The sequence below is a fragment of the Bradyrhizobium sp. CSA112 genome, from assembly GCF_029051645.1.
Lineage (GTDB): Bacteria > Pseudomonadota > Alphaproteobacteria > Rhizobiales > Xanthobacteraceae > Bradyrhizobium.
Window position 1 is genome coordinate 303,466 of sequence record NZ_JAACFS010000005.1, and the last position, 15,157, is coordinate 318,622.

The window sequence follows — 15,157 nt, forward strand, 5'->3', positions numbered from 1 at the left end:
GCCGGGATCAAGCGGGCGCGCGCGCGCCGGTTTGACGCTGCCGCATCCGGCATGCCAAGCGGTGCACGAATCTGATATGGCGGCCGGCGAGGGTTGAGATGAATTTCAAATGGTTCGGCCCGATTGCGCTGCTGGCGGCGCTTGTGATCGGCGATCAGATCAGAATCAACCGGCCTGCCCACAAATATCGCCTGACAGTCGAGGTCGAGACGCCAGAGGGGCGCAAATCGGCCTCTAGCGTGATGGCTGTCCATCCCGACCGTAGCTATACCCGCCGCGGCCAGACCCGCTCCCTCGGCGATGCCGTTTTCGTCGAGCTCGGGGCGGGCAAGAATCTCGTGGCGCTGCTGGCGCATATCGACAACAATCTCATGCTTGATGACATGAATTACGTGGCCCTGCGCGCCTATGCGGCGGCTTCCGGCAAGCGCGTGCCGTTCAGCGAGATGAGCCGGTTGGCCGGTGCCGTGCCGGTGGAGGGCGCGCTGATCCCGGTGCTCGCCACCTTTGCCGAACCGGCCGCTCCCGGCAGCGCGAAGGTGGTGCCGCCGGACGATGTCGAAGCGGTGCTCGGCAAGGGCTATCGCCTCCAGGGGATATCGACTGAGGTGGTGCTGAACGGGTACTGGCCGCTCGATTTCGGCGGAGCGCTGGGCGAGCCGGTGACGCGCGGAATCCAGGCGAAACTGCCGTGGCTGACTGGGGCCGACAATTCGGCGGCTACGGCGCTCCGGGCGGCCGGTTTGCCCGGGGTCGAAGGGATCGACGCCCGAGAGGCCTTCACGCGAAAATAGCAGGGCAGCTCCGCTGCGGCCTTGCGGATATTGATCCGCCGTCCCCTCGCAGGCATTATCTTCTGCAATCATGGCCCAACCCAGAAGATCCTTGCACGGGAAGATGACAGCGGAAATTTTGCGATGAGGCGGCCCGTGGTCGGTGTGATCGGGAACGCCTATCGCGTCGAAAATCGTTTCCAGACGCAGATGGTCGGCGAACGCAATTTGCGCGCGGTCACCGACGTGGCGGGGGCGCTGCCGCTGATGTTTGCGGGCTCGCCCGAGATTACCGATATCGGCGCGCTTCTCGACGTCGTCGACGGGGTGATCCTGACAGGCGCCCGCGCCAATGTTCATCCGACGCGTTTCAAGACCGAACCGCACGAGCGGCACGAACCCTATGATATCCACCGTGACGACGTCGCGCTGGCGCTGACGGAGGCCTGCGTTGCCCGCGGGGTGCCGATCTTCGGCATCTGCCGGGGCTTGCAGGAAATGAACGTCGCCTTCGGCGGCTCGCTGCATCCGGAAATCCGTGAGATCCCCGGCCGCATGAACCACCGCATGCCGCGGCTCGAAAACGGCGAGATCCATCCCGACCCGACCGTCGTGTTTGCCGACCGGCACGACGTCCACCTCACGCCCGGCGGCACCTTTGCAAACCTGCTCGGCTGCGAAACCATTCGGGTGAATTCGCTGCACGGGCAGGGCATCCTCGAACCCGGCGAGCGCATCGTCATCGAAGGCATCGCCGAGGACGGCACCATCGAAGCGATCCGGATCGCGGACGCCGCGAGCTTTGCGCTCGGTGTCCAATGGCACGCCGAGTACGATCCTCAGCGCAATCCGATCAACCGAAAGCTGTTCGAAGCGTTCGGCGAGGCGCTGAAGGCGCACAGGCGGGCGGCGTAGGGGGCGCCGGACAGAATCGTCATTGCGAGATTCGAACTGCGTAGGTGGCCAGTACGCCTTGCCTTATCCACGTCATTGCGAGCCGCCCGGTCGGCGCGTAGCGCCGCCCGATGACAGGCTTCGCGAAGCAATCCATTCTTTCCGTGTACGAGGTGACAATGGATTGCTTCGCTACGATCGCAATGACAGGGAAATAGCGACGCAGACATCACTGTCATCCCCGCGCAGGCGGGGATCCAGTACGCCGCGGCTTCTCGGCTCAATCACTGCTGCCTCTGGAATACTTGATCACCCGCTTTCGCGGGTGACGACAACTGAATGTGCATCTACGTTCTCGCGGCGCATTGCGCCCGAGGTTTGCATCTTCGTTTGCTCTCTCGAAGAACAGAGGGCGCAGGGAAGACCAGGGGCGGATCGAGCAAGTTCCGGATATCGCTGCGCTCACCCGGGCTACGCTTGCTGCATCGGAGGGCGGGACGAAGCGCGATTGCGGTGACGCTGCATTAACGCAAACCCAAGCTTTGCAGGAGCGACGGTGTCTGGGCATTTTGCACTGACTGCTCCTGTGCTCGGGCGTCCGGTGCGGCCGGTACCTCGACCCGTGCATTTTGCTCTTCCCGGACCCTTGCTCGATGATTTCGCTGGGTTCGGATCTCTGCTCGCGCATTATGCGCGGACCGGGCCCGTCGATGCTTTTTCGTGGGCTGGGCCTGAGCTGGGGCATCTTGCACAACCTGCACTGGGGCAGCTTGCGCGGGCTGTACGGGCACGACCTGTGCCCGCGAATCTTCCTTGGCCGCCCAGGCTTCGAATTCCTTCAACAAGACTTCGGCTGGCGGCTGACCGTTCTCGGTTTGATTCTGATCGGCAGGTTCAGAAGCAACAGCAATTTCGTCGCGTGTCGGCGCGTCGCTTGTCGTCGTTGGCAAATCCTGAGTGCCCGCGATTGATTGAATTGATGACGTCGACGGATCGGTGCCAGGCTGAAGCGCCGGTTTGTCGACCCACGAAGCCGTGATGTCCGCAACGAGCGCGACTGGATTTTCTACCGATAGGATCGCGATACCGACCGCCGCTGTCGCCGTTACCCCAAAAATACTCGCTTTGAGGATTCGCAACGAGAGAGCCGCTCTGCCCAAAGCCTTCCCGATATCCGGCTGCACGGTTTCTTCGGCTTGCTCGGTGAGAAAGACAGGATAACGCTCGTCCGGCGGGAAACCGTCTTTTGTCGCCATTTGGTCGATGCCGCCTCTTATTTGTTCTGCTGTACCAGTAGCTCGCCAGCGAGGTCTAAAAGCGACAATCACCGCCACGATTTAGGAGAGATTTTGATTTCACTGGGATTCGGGAACCGGGAACCGCAAGATCACGCGGGAACCCGGATTGCTTTGAGCGCGAGCGGAAATGGCCGCCACAATAGCAAAAGGCGCCCCGCAAGGAGCGCCTTTCGCATCGGGACGGTGATATCTGCGGCGCGAGCGCCGCGCGGGATCACTGCGAATAGTACATCTCGAACTCGACCGGGTGCGGGTCATCTAGAAGCGCTCGACTTCGGTCATCTTGAGCTCGATGAAGCTGTCGATGAAGTCGTCGTCGAACACGCCCCCGTGCTTGAGGAAGGCGCGGTCCTTGTCGAGATTTTCCACCAGTTCACTAGCTCGTCATTGGGCCTTACGACGCGCGGGCGCGGGCGCAGCAGCCGGCCGCAGCTCCATTGTGGATACGCCTGCCGCAATATTCACGCCCGTCTGCGCCTGCACAGATACCGGCTGCATCATGACCGTGCGGTCCGAGCCTCCAACCAGAACGTTGGCACTCGCTCCGGCGCCGACCGTGCCGCCGGCGGTTGCACCCGTATAGGTTCCCGCCAATGCTGCCCGGCGCAGCGTGGTCGGCGCAAAAACCGCCCAGGCCAGCTGGCCGCCGGTCGTGGCACCGATGTCGAGGCCAAGCGTACTGACGGTGCCCTCATAAGCCTCGCGTGCCCTGCCTCTCGTTGACGCAAAGAAGCAGCTCAGTTGCCGCTGCCCCCCGACAACGAGGCCTACACCGGGCGCTATGTTGCAGGTGAGCGTGCCAACCCTCGTCCGGCCGGTGTCCTGAGCCGTGGCCGGAGCCATGGCAAGGGCAAGCACCAGGGCGGCGCATGTGGTTGCGAGACTATTCAAGGTTGTTTTATTCAGCGTTGCTTTGTTCATGGGCGTCCCTCCGTCGACGCATTCTGGATGGACCCCCTCAACGCGCAGCGCCATTGCGATGTTCCAAGTCTCGTTCCGCTATAGCGGCCTTACAGGCGGTAAATCATGGATGTGCTGGTCGGAGGCGGGCCGTGGAAGGTCCATCGATCGCTTACGGGCCATATGAGCAGGAATTCGCGGCGGCATTCGGCCGTATGAAGTACACGAACCAGGCGGCCGAAACGCTTGACTTTCCTTCGCAAAAACAAAAGGCGCCCCGCAAGGAGCGCCTTTTGCAGCGTTGGACGGTGATACTGGCGGCGCGAACGCCGCGCGAGATCACTGCGAATAATACATCTCGAACTCGACCGGGTGCGGGGTCATCTCGAAGCGCTCGACTTCGGTCATTTTCAGCTCGATGAAGCTGTCAATGAAGTCATCGTCGAACACGCCGCCGTTCTTGAGGAAGGCGCGGTCCTTGTCGAGATTTTCCAGCGCTTCGCGCAAGCTGCCGCACACCGTCGGGATCTGCTTCAGCTCTTCCTTCGGCAGATCGTAGAGGTCCTTGTCCATCGCCGGGCCCGGATCGATCTTGTTCTTGATGCCGTCAAGGCCGGCCATCAGCATCGCGGCGAAGCCGAGATAAGGGTTGGCCATCGGATCGGGGAAGCGGACTTCGACGCGCTTGGCCTTCGGGTTTGCCGTGTAGGGAATGCGGCAGGAGGCCGAGCGGTTGCGCGCGGAGTAGGCGAGCAGCACCGGGGCTTCATAACCCGGGACGAGGCGCTTGTAGGAGTTGGTCGACGGGTTGGTGAAGGCGTTGATCGCCTTGGCGTGCTTGATGATGCCGCCGATATAGTGGAGGCAGGTCTCCGAGAGGTCGGCGTATTTGTTGCCGGCGAACACCGGCTTGCCGTCCTTCCAGATCGACTGGTGGCAGTGCATGCCAGAGCCGTTATCGCCGTAAACGGGCTTCGGCATGAAGGTGGCGGTCTTGCCGTAGATATGCGCGACCTGGTGGATGCAGTATTTGTAGATCTGCATCTGGTCGGCCATCAGCGTCATGGTGTCGAACTTCATGCCGAGCTCGTGCTGGGCGGAAGCGACTTCGTGGTGATGTTTCTCGACCTTGACGCCCATCTTGGCCATCGCGCCGAGCATTTCCGAGCGCATGTCCTGCACCGAGTCCTGCGGCGGAACGGGGAAGTAGCCGGCCTTGGTGCGGATGCGGTGACCGAGATTGCCGCCCTCATATTCGGTGTCCGAATTGATCGGCAGTTCCGAGGAGTCCAGCTTGAAGCCGGTATTGTAGGGGGTGGTCTGGTAGCGCACGTCGTCGAACACGAAGAACTCGGCCTCGGGGCCGAAGAACACGGTGTCGCCGACACCAGACGATTTCACCATCGCCTCGGCCTTCTTGGCGATGCCGCGGGGGTCGCGGTTGTAGGGCTCGCCGGTGGTCGGCTCGAGCACGTCGCAAACGATAACCATGGTGGTCTCGGCGAAGAACGGGTCGATCGTCGCGGTCACCGGATCGGGCATCAGGCACATGTCGGATTCATTGATCGCCTTCCAACCGGCGATCGAGGAACCGTCGAACATCTGGCCTTCGGCAAAGGTGTCTTCTTCGATCATGCTGACGTCGAAGGTCACGTGCTGCCACTTGCCACGCGGATCGGTGAAGCGCAGGTCGACGTATTTTACGTCGTTGTCCTTGATCGATTTCAGGACGTCTTTGGCGGTCTTCATGAATACCCCTTTTGGCTGCGGGACGGTTTCCAGGAATCTAGCGACAACGAGACTTCGCAGACGATCGATTGAGGTATCGCGAACGAAATCAGGCCGCCGGAGCAGCCCTTTTCTTGTTTTTCAGTCGCAAAACTTCGGATAGCACCCGGCTTAGATAGCGTCCAGCCCGGATTCTCCGGTTCTGATCCGGATCGCTTCCTCGATGTTGGAGACAAAGATTTTGCCGTCGCCAATGCGCCCGGTCTGGGCGGCGCGGCGGATCGCGTCGATGGCCTTCTCGACCAGCTCATCCGAAATCACGATCTCGATTTTCACCTTGGGCAGGAAATCGACGATGTATTCCGCACCGCGATAGAGTTCGGCGTGTCCCTTCTGCCGGCCGAAGCCCTTGGCTTCGGTGACGGTGATACCCTGCAGTCCGACTTCCTGAAGCGCCTCTTTCACCTCGTCGAGCTTGAATGGCTTGATGATGGCTTCAATCTTCTTCACTGAGCGCCTCCCGGGCATTTCCGAATTCAGAATGTGGATAGTGTCGATGTCGCGCGAGGCGCCGTCTGGTTTGATCCTAGCTTCCGGCACAGCACCGGAATGCTCATAATTGACGCGAACTGCGACGATCATGAGCCGGTTTCTAACCGGCTTCCCCAAAAGCAGGGTCTATGCCAAGTTGTTAAGGCGCCTGATTTTGGAACGTTATCAGACTTTTAACAGGCTGGTGGAGAGGTCTGGCCGGAACGTTGCATGATAGCGAAGCTTATAAAATAGGCAAATCGATCAATTCTTATGCAGATGGGGGCTAGGCGAGCCGCGCGCACGGCGGAATGTGCCTCTGGAAAAGGCTGACGGATCGAGGATTCGGCATGGAAGTTTTGACCACGACTGAGATGGAGCGTGCCGACCGGCTGACGATCGCCGCCGGCACGCCCGGCTTCGCGTTGATGATGGGCGCGGGCCAGGCCGTGGCCGAAGCCGCGATGGATCTTGTCGAGGAGGGGCCGATCGTGGTGGTCGCCGGCCGCGGCAACAATGGCGGCGACGGCTTTGTGGCAGCGGCCGAACTCGCCGCGCGCGGCCGCGAGGTTTCCGTCATCCTCCTATGCGAGCGTGACAGCCTGCAGGGCGATGCCGCACTCGCCGCGCGCGGCTGGAAATATCCGGTGCTGCCGTTCAACCCGCAGGCGATCGGCAAGCCGGCCCTGATCATCGATGCGCTGTTCGGTGCCGGGCTCAATCGTCCCGTCAAGGGCGATCCGCTCGACATGATCGAGGCGATCAACGCCAACGGCGCGCCGGTGCTCGCGGTCGACCTGCCGAGCGGGATCAACGGCACATCCGGCGCCGTGATGGGCGCTGCGATCAATGCCGTGGAGACGGTGACCTTCTTCCGCCGCAAGCCGGCGCATCTGTTGATGCCGGGGCGCAAGCATTGCGGCCGCGTCCGCGTCGCCGATATCGGCATCGATCCGGGCGCGCTTGAGGAGATCCGGCCGCAGACATCAGAGAACGTTCCGCAAAGCTGGCAAAAATCCTTCCCCGTTCCCGAGATCGACGCCCACAAATATGCCCGCGGCCACGCCGTCGTGCTGTCGGGGGAACTGCCGTCGACCGGCGCGGCACGGCTCGCGGCGCGGGGTGCATTGCGGGCAGGGGCCGGGCTGGTCACGGTGGCCTCGCCACGCGACGCGCTCGCGGTGAATGCCGCGGCGCTGACGGCAGTGATGGTGCGCCCCGTCGATACCGTGGTCGAATTCGCCGAGCTGATCGGCGACAGGCGGCTCAATTCGATCGTGATTGGGCCGGGCGCCGGCATCAATGAACGCACGCGTGATCTCGTGCATACCGCGCTGTCAACCAAGCGCGGCCTCGTGCTCGACGCCGACGCGCTGACGAGTTTTGCCGACGCGCCGGAGCGGCTGTTTGAATCGATCAAGGCGAGTGAGGACCCGCAGGTCGTCCTCACCCCGCATGAGGGCGAATTTCCGCGCCTGTTCAGCGATATCAGCAACAAGCATCCCGGCCGCTCAAAACTGGAGCGGGTGCGCGACGCCGCTGAGCGCTGCGGCGCGGTGGTGCTGCTGAAGGGGCCGGATACGGTGGTGGCATCGCCCGACGGCCGCGCCAGCATCGCCTCCAACGCGCCGCCTTCGCTCGCGACGGCCGGCGCCGGAGATGTGCTGGCCGGGATCATCGCGGGGCTGCTCGCGCAAGGTGTCGCCGCATTCGAGGCCGCATGCATCGGCGTCTGGATGCACGGCGAGGCCGCGACTGAGGCGGGTCCGGGGCTGATCGCGGAAGATTTGCCGGAAGTGCTGCCCGCAGTGCTTCGCCGGCTCTATGATCAATTCGGGATTGAGTACTAGTTGCGTAGGATGGGTGGAGCGAAGCGATACCCATCGTCTTCACGGTTGCAGGCGTTGATGGGTATCGCTGCGCTCCACCCATCCTACGGCGACGGCACCAGATATTTCGCCACCGCCGTCTCGTCCCATTCCAGCCCGAGCCCAGGTCCTCGCGCGGTCACCGTGCCATCGACGACCTTGGCCGGTTGGGCGAGGATCACGCCGGCGAAATCCAAAAATTCGAGCCAGTGCGCGGTTGGCGTCACCGCGAGCATGTGGGCGCTGGCTTCGGCGAACAGATGGCTCGACATCGGAATGTTGGCGGCGTCCGCTTGGGCTGCGACCTGCAACCAGCCGGTGATGCCGCCGCACTTCATCAAATCGAGCATGATGAAATCGCTGGCACCTAGCGCGATCGCCTCCGCAAAGCCGCGTGGGAACCACCAGTTCTCGCCGGCCTGAATCGGCGTCGGGGATGCCTCGCGCACTTTTGCGTGTCCTGAGAGGTTTTCCTGCGGCACCGGTTCTTCGATCCAGTGCAGATCGTAGGGAGCGAGGCGGGCAATCCGTCGCGTTGCTTCAGCGGGATCGAGCGACTGGTTGAAGTCGATCATCAGCGCGACATCGGGACCGATGAGGGCGCGCACGCCCTTGACCACGCGTTCGTCGTTCGCGGCATCGCCGTCGCCGCCCTTGATCTTGATGCCGCGAAAACCCTGTTCGAGCGAGCGGCGCAGCGCCTTCTCGTCGGCGACGGGATCCACGACGCCATAGCTGTCATAGGCCTTGATCGGCTTCGGTGAGCCGCCGAGCAGTTCGGCCACGGGCCTGCCTGCGATCTGACCGAGCGCGTCCCAATAGGCCATGTCGAGGCCGGACACCGCCATGCCGACCAGGCCCTGCCAGCCGAGCAGGCGGAATTTGGCATCCATCGCCGCCATCAGATCATAAGGCGCGACCGGTCGGCCGGTGAGTTCGCGCCCGATTTCCTCGATCAGGTGAACCAGCGGCTTCAGCGTCAGCCTGGTGTAGGCGAAGATATAGGAATGGCCGGTAGCACCCTGATCGGTCTCGACATCGATCAGGACCAGCGGCCCGACATCAATCACGCCAAAAGCGTTCTTCACGGGGCGCGCGAGCGGCACGACGAGACCGCGCGCTTTGACGCTGCGGACGGCGGGAACGGGCTTGCTCATGGCTTGCTCCTCACTCGACAGCGTACCACCGCACCAGCCGCGGCGCCGCCCAGTCGGTCGCGACGGACTCAATCAGCCAGCGGCCGGCATGTTCGGCCAAGAAGGCGATGCGCTGGGTCTGGCCGGGCTCGATCGCCAGTGTGTCGAGCCAGAACGGCTTCCAACCGTCGTCGAGCCGGTCCAGCAGCCGGAAGTGATGGCCGTGAAGGTGGAAGACGGTGGCTGTGGCGGCGCGGTTGGTGAGCGCCAGCACCACGGTGCGTCCTGTTCTGGCGCGGAAGGCGGGGGCGGCGGTGGCGCCAAAGCTGGCCGGCGTAACCCAATCGCCTTGGGGACCGCCGAGCGCCAGATCGACACGGGTCGCGCCCTTGAGCTCGATCCGCTCGGGCAGGCCGTTAGAGGGCAGCGGCGGCGCGGTCCGAAGCGGGGCGGGGCGGATCGGTGGCTCACTGGAGACGATGATCTTGCCGACCGGCCGGGCCTCCTTGCCGTCGTGCAGGAGGATCGCCGTGGAACTACCTGCCGGCATGGTGATGTCGATGAAGACATCGGCCCGGCCGCCCGGCGCCAACACCAGCGCGCCGTTGCGGGCCTGGAAGGGCTCGGCCGGCTGGCCGTCGACGGCCATCACGCGAACCTCGTAGGTCTCTATTTTCGTTGCAATAACAGCCCGTTGACAGGCGCTAATGAAGCGGAGTCTGACGCGTTCGTTGGTTCGTGCTGAGATATCGAATGAAGTTTTGCCATTGACCGTATAGGCCGGCATGGCGTCTTTGGGCTCGACGCCGGGCGCGATCGCCGTGCCGCCGGGCAGGACCCGCCAATCCTCGACCAGAAACACCTCGTCGCGATCGACCGCGATCGTATTGCTTTCGCGGACCACCAGCGCCCGAGCCCGCGACGGCCGTGCCTGCCCATCCCCGAGAAGGCCCATGTCGCACAGGAAGGTCCCGGCATGGCGCAGCGGCAGTTGCAGGGCCAGCTTGCCACCTGCGGCGAGCGGTGCGCGCGCGGTCAGTGGTTCGGCCGCAGCTACGCCGTCGATTCCCCGCCAGTTCAGCACTGCAGGCGCCGGCAGCTCGTTGGAGAACGCGACCTCCAGGGTATCGCCGCGCTGGTACCGGAGCTCAGGCCCTTGCAGCGACCAGATCGGCGTGAGCGGGCCATCGCGCAAGGCGAGGGCGTCGGCCTTGGCCTGGAGCGCCAACGACGGGCGTCCCTGGGCCCGGGTCGTGACAGGCCATAGCGGGGCCAGCGCAGCCGTACCAAACCCCGCCAAGAGGGTGCGTCGATTGACCGTCGCGGAAAGTCTTGCCATCGGGCCAATGGGGACCATTTTTTGTTGTCTCTGTCCTAGCTGTGACGCCTTGCCCCGGTGGTGTCAAAAGGGCCATTTTTTTGCTGCGGAGGTGTAGGCTCATGTTATAAGCCCGCCGCCCGCGGCATCGCGGCCGGGTATGGATGCTTTTCACGCGGGCGTGGCGGAACTGGTAGACGCGCTGGATTTAGGTTCCAGTGACGAAAGTTGTGGGGGTTCGAGTCCCTCCGCCCGCACCAAGCGCTCTATCCAAGCGTTTGCATGACGAATACTGGAGGGCCTGCGTCCCCGTCGAGGGGGAGCCAGGGTCAGCCGAACCACCGGCGCAGGCTGCAAGGCCACGCCTCGAATATTTGACACTGCCGGGCCTGTCGGGCCCGGCGCAAGCGGAAGAAGATTGACACCATGCAGGTCACCGAAACCCTCGCCGAGGGATTGAAGCACGAGTTCAAGGTCAGCGTTCCCGCATCGGATCTCGATGCCAAGGCGGACGCCAAGCTGGTCGACCTCAAGGACAAGGTGAAGCTCAATGGTTTCCGTCCCGGCAAGGTGCCGGTGAGCCACCTGAAGAAGGTGTATGGCCGCTCGGTGATGGCCGAGACCATCGACCAGACGATCCGCGACACTAACACGCAGATCTTCACCGACCGCGGTTTCCGCCTTGCGACCGAGCCGAAGATCACGATGCCGACCGAGCAGAAAGAGGTCGAGGAGCTGCTCGCCGGCAAGACCGATCTGACCTACACGGTTGCGATCGAGGTGGTGCCGACCATCCAGCTCGCCGATTTCAAGACCTTCTCGGTGGAGAAGCCGGTGGTCGAAGTCACCGACGCCGAGGTCGATGAGGCGATCAAGCGCATCGCCGACCAGAACCGTCCCTACGCGGCGAAGGCCGAGGGCGCCAAGGCCGAGAACGGCGACCGCGTCACCATCAGCTTCAAGGGCACCATCGACGGCGTGCCGTTCGATGGCGGCACCGGCGAAGGCATCCCGGTCGTGATCGGCACCGGACAGTTCATTCCGGGTTTTGAAGAACAGCTCGTCGGCATCGGGGCAGGCGAGACCCGGACGCTGAAAGTGTCGTTCCCGAAGAACTACGCCAGCGAGAAGCTCGCCGGCCAGCCGGCCGAATTCGAAACCACGGCAACCCTGATCGAAGCGCCGGGCGACAGCAAGATCGATGACGAGTTCGCCAAGACGCTCGGCCTGGAATCGCTCGACAAGCTGAAGGAGGCCGCGCGCGAGCGTCTGGTCGCCGAGTTCGCTGGTGCGACACGTCAGCGCGTCAAGCGGGCGCTGCTCGATCGTCTCGACGACAGCCACAAATTCGAGGCGCCGCCGTCGCTGATCGAGGAAGAGTTCAACCTGATGTGGAACTCGATCAAGGCCGAGATGGAATCGAGCGGCAAGACCTTCGCCGACGAGAACACCACCGAAGAGGCGGCCAAGGAAGAGTACAGAAAGATCGCCGACCGCCGCGTCCGGCTCGGCCTCGTGCTGTCGGAGATCGGCGAAAAGAACAAGATCACGGTGACCGACGACGAAGTCGGCCGCGCGGTAATCGAGCGTGCGCGTTCGATGCCCGGCCGCGAGAAGGAAGTCTGGGACTACTATCGCAACAATGCCAACGCGCTGGCCCAGCTTCGTGCGCCGATTTATGAAGACAAGGTGGTGGATTTCATCCTCGAACTTGCTAACGTGACCGAAAAGAAGGTCTCGCGCGAGGATCTGTTCAAGGACGAAGACGAGAAGAGCGCGGCCTGATCGATTTGATCGGGCTGACATTAATGATGAACGGCGAAAGCGGCGTGGTGGCGGCACCCGTCGCTATGAGATCGCCCGCGAATCAGCTTGAACTCGCCTCGTTCGGCTTGCAATTGCCCGGCCTTGTCGCCGGGAAATTGGCTCATATCTGTGAGTGGCTCGCTAACGCGAGTTCGAGTTGAAGTCCTGCATCACGGGACGTTCGTCCGCGCGCGGCAATCATGCCGACTGGCCTGCCGATGGATGTTCGCCCCCGCCTGTTTCTACTAACCCTTGTCTCTTACTAACCCTTGGGGTGACTAATGCGCGATCCCGTTGAAACCTACATGAACCTCGTGCCCATGGTGGTCGAGCAGACCAACCGCGGTGAACGCGCTTACGATATTTTCTCGCGGCTTCTGAAAGAGCGCATCATCTTCGTGACCGGTCCGGTCGAAGACGGCATGTCGACGCTCACCGTCGCGCAGCTCCTGTTCCTTGAGGCGGAAAATCCCAAGAAGGAAATCTCGATGTACATCAACTCGCCGGGCGGCGTGGTGACATCGGGGCTTGCGATCTACGACACGATGCAATTCATCCGTCCGCCGGTGTCGACGCTGTGCACCGGGCAGGCGGCTTCGATGGGCTCGCTGCTGCTCGCCGCCGGCGAAAAGGACATGCGCTTCTCGCTGCCCAATTCGCGCATCATGGTCCATCAACCTTCGGGCGGCTTCCAGGGCCAGGCCACCGACATCATGCTGCATGCGCAGGAGATCCTGAATCTCAAGAAGCGCCTCAACGAGATCTATGTGAAGCATACCGGCCAGACCTACAAGGCGATCGAAGACGCGCTCGAGCGCGACAAATTCCTGACCGCCGATATGGCCCGCGACTTCGGCATCGTCGACAAGGTGATCGACAAGCGCCCCGAAGAAGCGGCGGTGGTGAAAATCCCGTAAGGTAACGGATTGCGATACCCCGCGTTGACCTTAATGGTTGGTTGAATCGGCAAATGTGGCCGAAAGCTGCGTGCTTGTGCCCCCGCACGGGCCGAAAGTTCCGCTTTCGTGCCGGTTTTGCGGCGTGGCAATACCGCAACGCTCGGTCGATTTCGTGAACTTCTCCCCGTGCGAACGCCACAAATCACGGTATTGTCACGGGTAGCCATTCCGACCCCGATTAGCGAATTCTTGATAGTCGGGTGTCAGCATGGTTGGCTGTGTGGGATGGTTAAGATCGCGGGGGATTCTAGAAGCCGTGATTCGCACGGTGCGTAATTGAGTTAGGGTCTTTTCTGGTACGGAATTTGCTCTATCTACCTTGAGGTCCGGTGTGAGTGCCGGAATGGGTCGATCGGGTAACGGATCGAACGGCGGACGGAGACAGGAATGAGTAAGGTTGGCACGAGCGACTCCAAGAACACGCTGTATTGCTCGTTCTGTGGAAAGAGCCAGCACGAAGTCCGCAAACTCATCGCGGGTCCAACCGTATTCATCTGCGACGAATGCGTCGAACTCTGCATGGACATCATCCGCGAGGAGAACAAGTCCTCGCTGGTGAAGTCGCGCGACGGCATCCCGACGCCGAAGGAAATCTGCAAGGTGCTGGACGATTACGTGATCGGCCAGAGCCATGCCAAGAAAGTGCTGTCGGTCGCCGTTCACAATCACTACAAGCGGCTCAATCACCAGACCAAGCACAACGACGTCGAACTTGCGAAGTCGAATATTCTGCTGATCGGTCCGACCGGTTCGGGCAAGACGCTGCTGGCGCAGACGCTGGCGCGCATTCTCGACGTGCCGTTCACGATGGCGGATGCGACGACGCTGACCGAAGCCGGCTACGTCGGCGAGGACGTCGAGAACATCATCCTGAAGCTGTTGCAGTCGGCCGACTACAATGTCGAGCGCGCGCAGCGCGGCATTGTCTATATCGACGAAATCGACAAGATCAGCCGCAAGTCCGACAATCCGTCGATCACCCGCGACGTGTCGGGCGAGGGCGTGCAGCAGGCGCTGTTGAAGATCATGGAAGGCACGGTTGCCTCCGTGCCGCCGCAGGGCGGCCGCAAGCACCCGCAGCAGGAGTTCCTGCAGGTCGATACCACGAACATTCTGTTTATCTGCGGCGGCGCCTTCTCAGGGCTTGAGAAGATCATCTCCGCGCGCGGACGTTCGACCTCGATCGGTTTCGCCGCCCAGGTTCTGGCGCCCGAAGATCGCCGCACCGGCGAAATCTTCCGTCACGTCGAACCGGAAGACCTGCTGAAGTACGGCCTGATCCCGGAATTCGTCGGCCGTCTGCCCGTGGTCGCGACGCTGGAGGATCTCGACGAGACCTCGCTGAAGAAGATCCTGACCGATCCGAAGAACGCGCTGGTGAAGCAATACCAGCGGCTGTTCGAAATGGAGAACATCGAACTCACCTTCGCCGACGAGGCGCTTGGCGCGGTCGCCCGCAAGGCGATCGAGCGCAAGACCGGCGCGCGGGGCCTGCGGTCGATCCTCGAGAGCATCCTGCTCGAGACCATGTTCGATCTGCCGGGCCTGGAAGGCGTCGAAGAGGTCGTGATCTCGCGCGAAGTGGTCGAGGGAACCGCCCGTCCGCTCTACATCTATGCGGACCGTTCGGATCGCGCGGTCGAGAGCAGCGCCAGCGCCTGATACCATCAGGCCTGCCAGAACTCACTACTTCCAATAGCGCGGCTGTCGGACTTTCCGACAGCCGTTGTAGTGTAAGCGTTTTTCGCGCGTCTGATCCGCAATTTGCGGTCATTTTCCGTGACTTGACACCCCCATACCCGATAGCCACCTAATGCTGATGGTGGCGGAAATCACGTTCGAGATTCGTCGCAATATCATCCGGTGAGAGACGGCAGCGAAGGCGGCCGGGGCGATCCGGAACTCCCGGCACCTTGTGGCGGTTGCGCAAGCGAGCGGACTGCGTG

12 protein-coding genes and 1 tRNA gene are annotated in these 15,157 nt (G+C 62.5%); 7 read left to right on the plus strand and 6 right to left on the minus strand.

All coding sequences use genetic code 11. The annotated features are described in order from the left end of the window. The first annotated feature begins 98 nt into the window (after nucleotides 1-98). Nucleotides 99-794: a hypothetical protein gene (locus GWE18_RS13805; RefSeq protein ID WP_275186270.1), complete on the plus strand. Its 696-nt coding sequence runs from the start codon at nucleotides 99-101 to the stop codon at nucleotides 792-794. Nucleotides 795-917: 123 nt separating this feature from the next. Further along, nucleotides 918-1,688, plus strand: a complete 771-nt coding sequence (locus GWE18_RS13810; protein ID WP_275186271.1) for a gamma-glutamyl-gamma-aminobutyrate hydrolase family protein — start codon at nucleotides 918-920, stop codon at nucleotides 1,686-1,688. 503 nt (nucleotides 1,689-2,191) lie between these two features. Here the strand turns inward: GWE18_RS13810 and GWE18_RS13815 are convergent. The 4 genes from GWE18_RS13815 to GWE18_RS13830 form a co-directional block, all read right to left on the minus strand. Continuing rightward, nucleotides 2,192-2,923: a hypothetical protein gene (locus GWE18_RS13815; protein ID WP_275186272.1), complete on the minus strand. Its 732-nt coding sequence runs from the start codon at nucleotides 2,921-2,923 to the stop codon at nucleotides 2,192-2,194. Between the two features lie 426 nt (nucleotides 2,924-3,349). Further along, nucleotides 3,350-3,886, minus strand: a complete 537-nt coding sequence (locus tag GWE18_RS13820; protein ID WP_275186273.1) for a DUF992 domain-containing protein — start codon at nucleotides 3,884-3,886, stop codon at nucleotides 3,350-3,352. Nucleotides 3,887-4,204: 318 nt separating this feature from the next. Then, nucleotides 4,205-5,614 (minus strand): type I glutamate--ammonia ligase, encoded by a 1,410-nt coding sequence (glnA, locus tag GWE18_RS13825; RefSeq protein ID WP_028345760.1) that lies wholly within the window; start codon nucleotides 5,612-5,614, stop codon nucleotides 4,205-4,207. Nucleotides 5,615-5,764: 150 nt separating this feature from the next. Continuing rightward, entirely contained in the window at nucleotides 5,765-6,103 is a 339-nt protein-coding gene (locus GWE18_RS13830; RefSeq protein ID WP_027537227.1) for a P-II family nitrogen regulator, read from the minus strand. A gap of 371 nt (nucleotides 6,104-6,474) precedes the next feature. On the opposite strand from GWE18_RS13830, the gene GWE18_RS13835 reads away from it, so the two are divergent. Next, nucleotides 6,475-7,974, plus strand: a complete 1,500-nt coding sequence (locus tag GWE18_RS13835; RefSeq protein WP_275186274.1) for an NAD(P)H-hydrate dehydratase — start codon at nucleotides 6,475-6,477, stop codon at nucleotides 7,972-7,974. A gap of 83 nt (nucleotides 7,975-8,057) precedes the next feature. Here GWE18_RS13835 and GWE18_RS13840 read toward each other — a convergent pair whose 3' ends face one another. Continuing rightward, nucleotides 8,058-9,149: an enolase C-terminal domain-like protein gene (locus GWE18_RS13840; protein ID WP_275186275.1), complete on the minus strand. Its 1,092-nt coding sequence runs from the start codon at nucleotides 9,147-9,149 to the stop codon at nucleotides 8,058-8,060. 10 nt (nucleotides 9,150-9,159) lie between these two features. Beyond that, entirely contained in the window at nucleotides 9,160-10,356 is a 1,197-nt protein-coding gene (locus GWE18_RS13845; RefSeq protein ID WP_275186276.1) for a multicopper oxidase domain-containing protein, read from the minus strand. Between the two features lie 265 nt (nucleotides 10,357-10,621). On the opposite strand from GWE18_RS13845, the gene GWE18_RS13850 reads away from it, so the two are divergent. The 4 genes from GWE18_RS13850 (at nucleotide 10,622) to clpX (ending at nucleotide 14,873) form a co-directional block, all read left to right on the plus strand. Beyond that, nucleotides 10,622-10,706 (plus strand) — tRNA-Leu (locus tag GWE18_RS13850). A gap of 166 nt (nucleotides 10,707-10,872) precedes the next feature. Then, nucleotides 10,873-12,231 (plus strand): trigger factor, encoded by a 1,359-nt coding sequence (tig, locus tag GWE18_RS13855; RefSeq protein ID WP_275186277.1) that lies wholly within the window; start codon nucleotides 10,873-10,875, stop codon nucleotides 12,229-12,231. A 302-nt stretch (nucleotides 12,232-12,533) separates the two neighbouring features. Continuing rightward, nucleotides 12,534-13,169 (plus strand): ATP-dependent Clp protease proteolytic subunit, encoded by a 636-nt coding sequence (locus GWE18_RS13860; RefSeq protein ID WP_275186278.1) that lies wholly within the window; start codon nucleotides 12,534-12,536, stop codon nucleotides 13,167-13,169. A gap of 429 nt (nucleotides 13,170-13,598) precedes the next feature. Continuing rightward, nucleotides 13,599-14,873: an ATP-dependent Clp protease ATP-binding subunit ClpX gene (gene clpX / locus GWE18_RS13865; RefSeq protein WP_028345767.1), complete on the plus strand. Its 1,275-nt coding sequence runs from the start codon at nucleotides 13,599-13,601 to the stop codon at nucleotides 14,871-14,873. The last annotated feature ends 284 nt before the right edge of the window (nucleotides 14,874-15,157 follow it).

What these genes read in the sequence shown, in the direction of transcription:
- GWE18_RS13805 (WP_275186270.1), top strand. Translation starts at nt 99, where the DNA reads ATGAATTTCAAATGGTTCGGCCCGATTGCGCTGCTGGCGGCGCTTGTG.
- GWE18_RS13810 (WP_275186271.1), top strand. Translation starts at nt 918, where the DNA reads ATGAGGCGGCCCGTGGTCGGTGTGATCGGGAACGCCTATCGCGTCGAA.
- GWE18_RS13815 (WP_275186272.1), bottom strand. Translation starts at nt 2,923, where the DNA reads ATGGCGACAAAAGACGGTTTCCCGCCGGACGAGCGTTATCCTGTCTTT.
- GWE18_RS13820 (WP_275186273.1), bottom strand. Translation starts at nt 3,886, where the DNA reads ATGAACAAAGCAACGCTGAATAAAACAACCTTGAATAGTCTCGCAACC.
- glnA (WP_028345760.1), bottom strand. Translation starts at nt 5,614, where the DNA reads ATGAAGACCGCCAAAGACGTCCTGAAATCGATCAAGGACAACGACGTA.
- GWE18_RS13835 (WP_275186274.1), top strand. Translation starts at nt 6,475, where the DNA reads ATGGAAGTTTTGACCACGACTGAGATGGAGCGTGCCGACCGGCTGACG.
- GWE18_RS13840 (WP_275186275.1), bottom strand. Translation starts at nt 9,149, where the DNA reads ATGAGCAAGCCCGTTCCCGCCGTCCGCAGCGTCAAAGCGCGCGGTCTC.
- tig (WP_275186277.1), top strand. Translation starts at nt 10,873, where the DNA reads ATGCAGGTCACCGAAACCCTCGCCGAGGGATTGAAGCACGAGTTCAAG.
- GWE18_RS13860 (WP_275186278.1), top strand. Translation starts at nt 12,534, where the DNA reads ATGCGCGATCCCGTTGAAACCTACATGAACCTCGTGCCCATGGTGGTC.
- clpX (WP_028345767.1), top strand. Translation starts at nt 13,599, where the DNA reads ATGAGTAAGGTTGGCACGAGCGACTCCAAGAACACGCTGTATTGCTCG.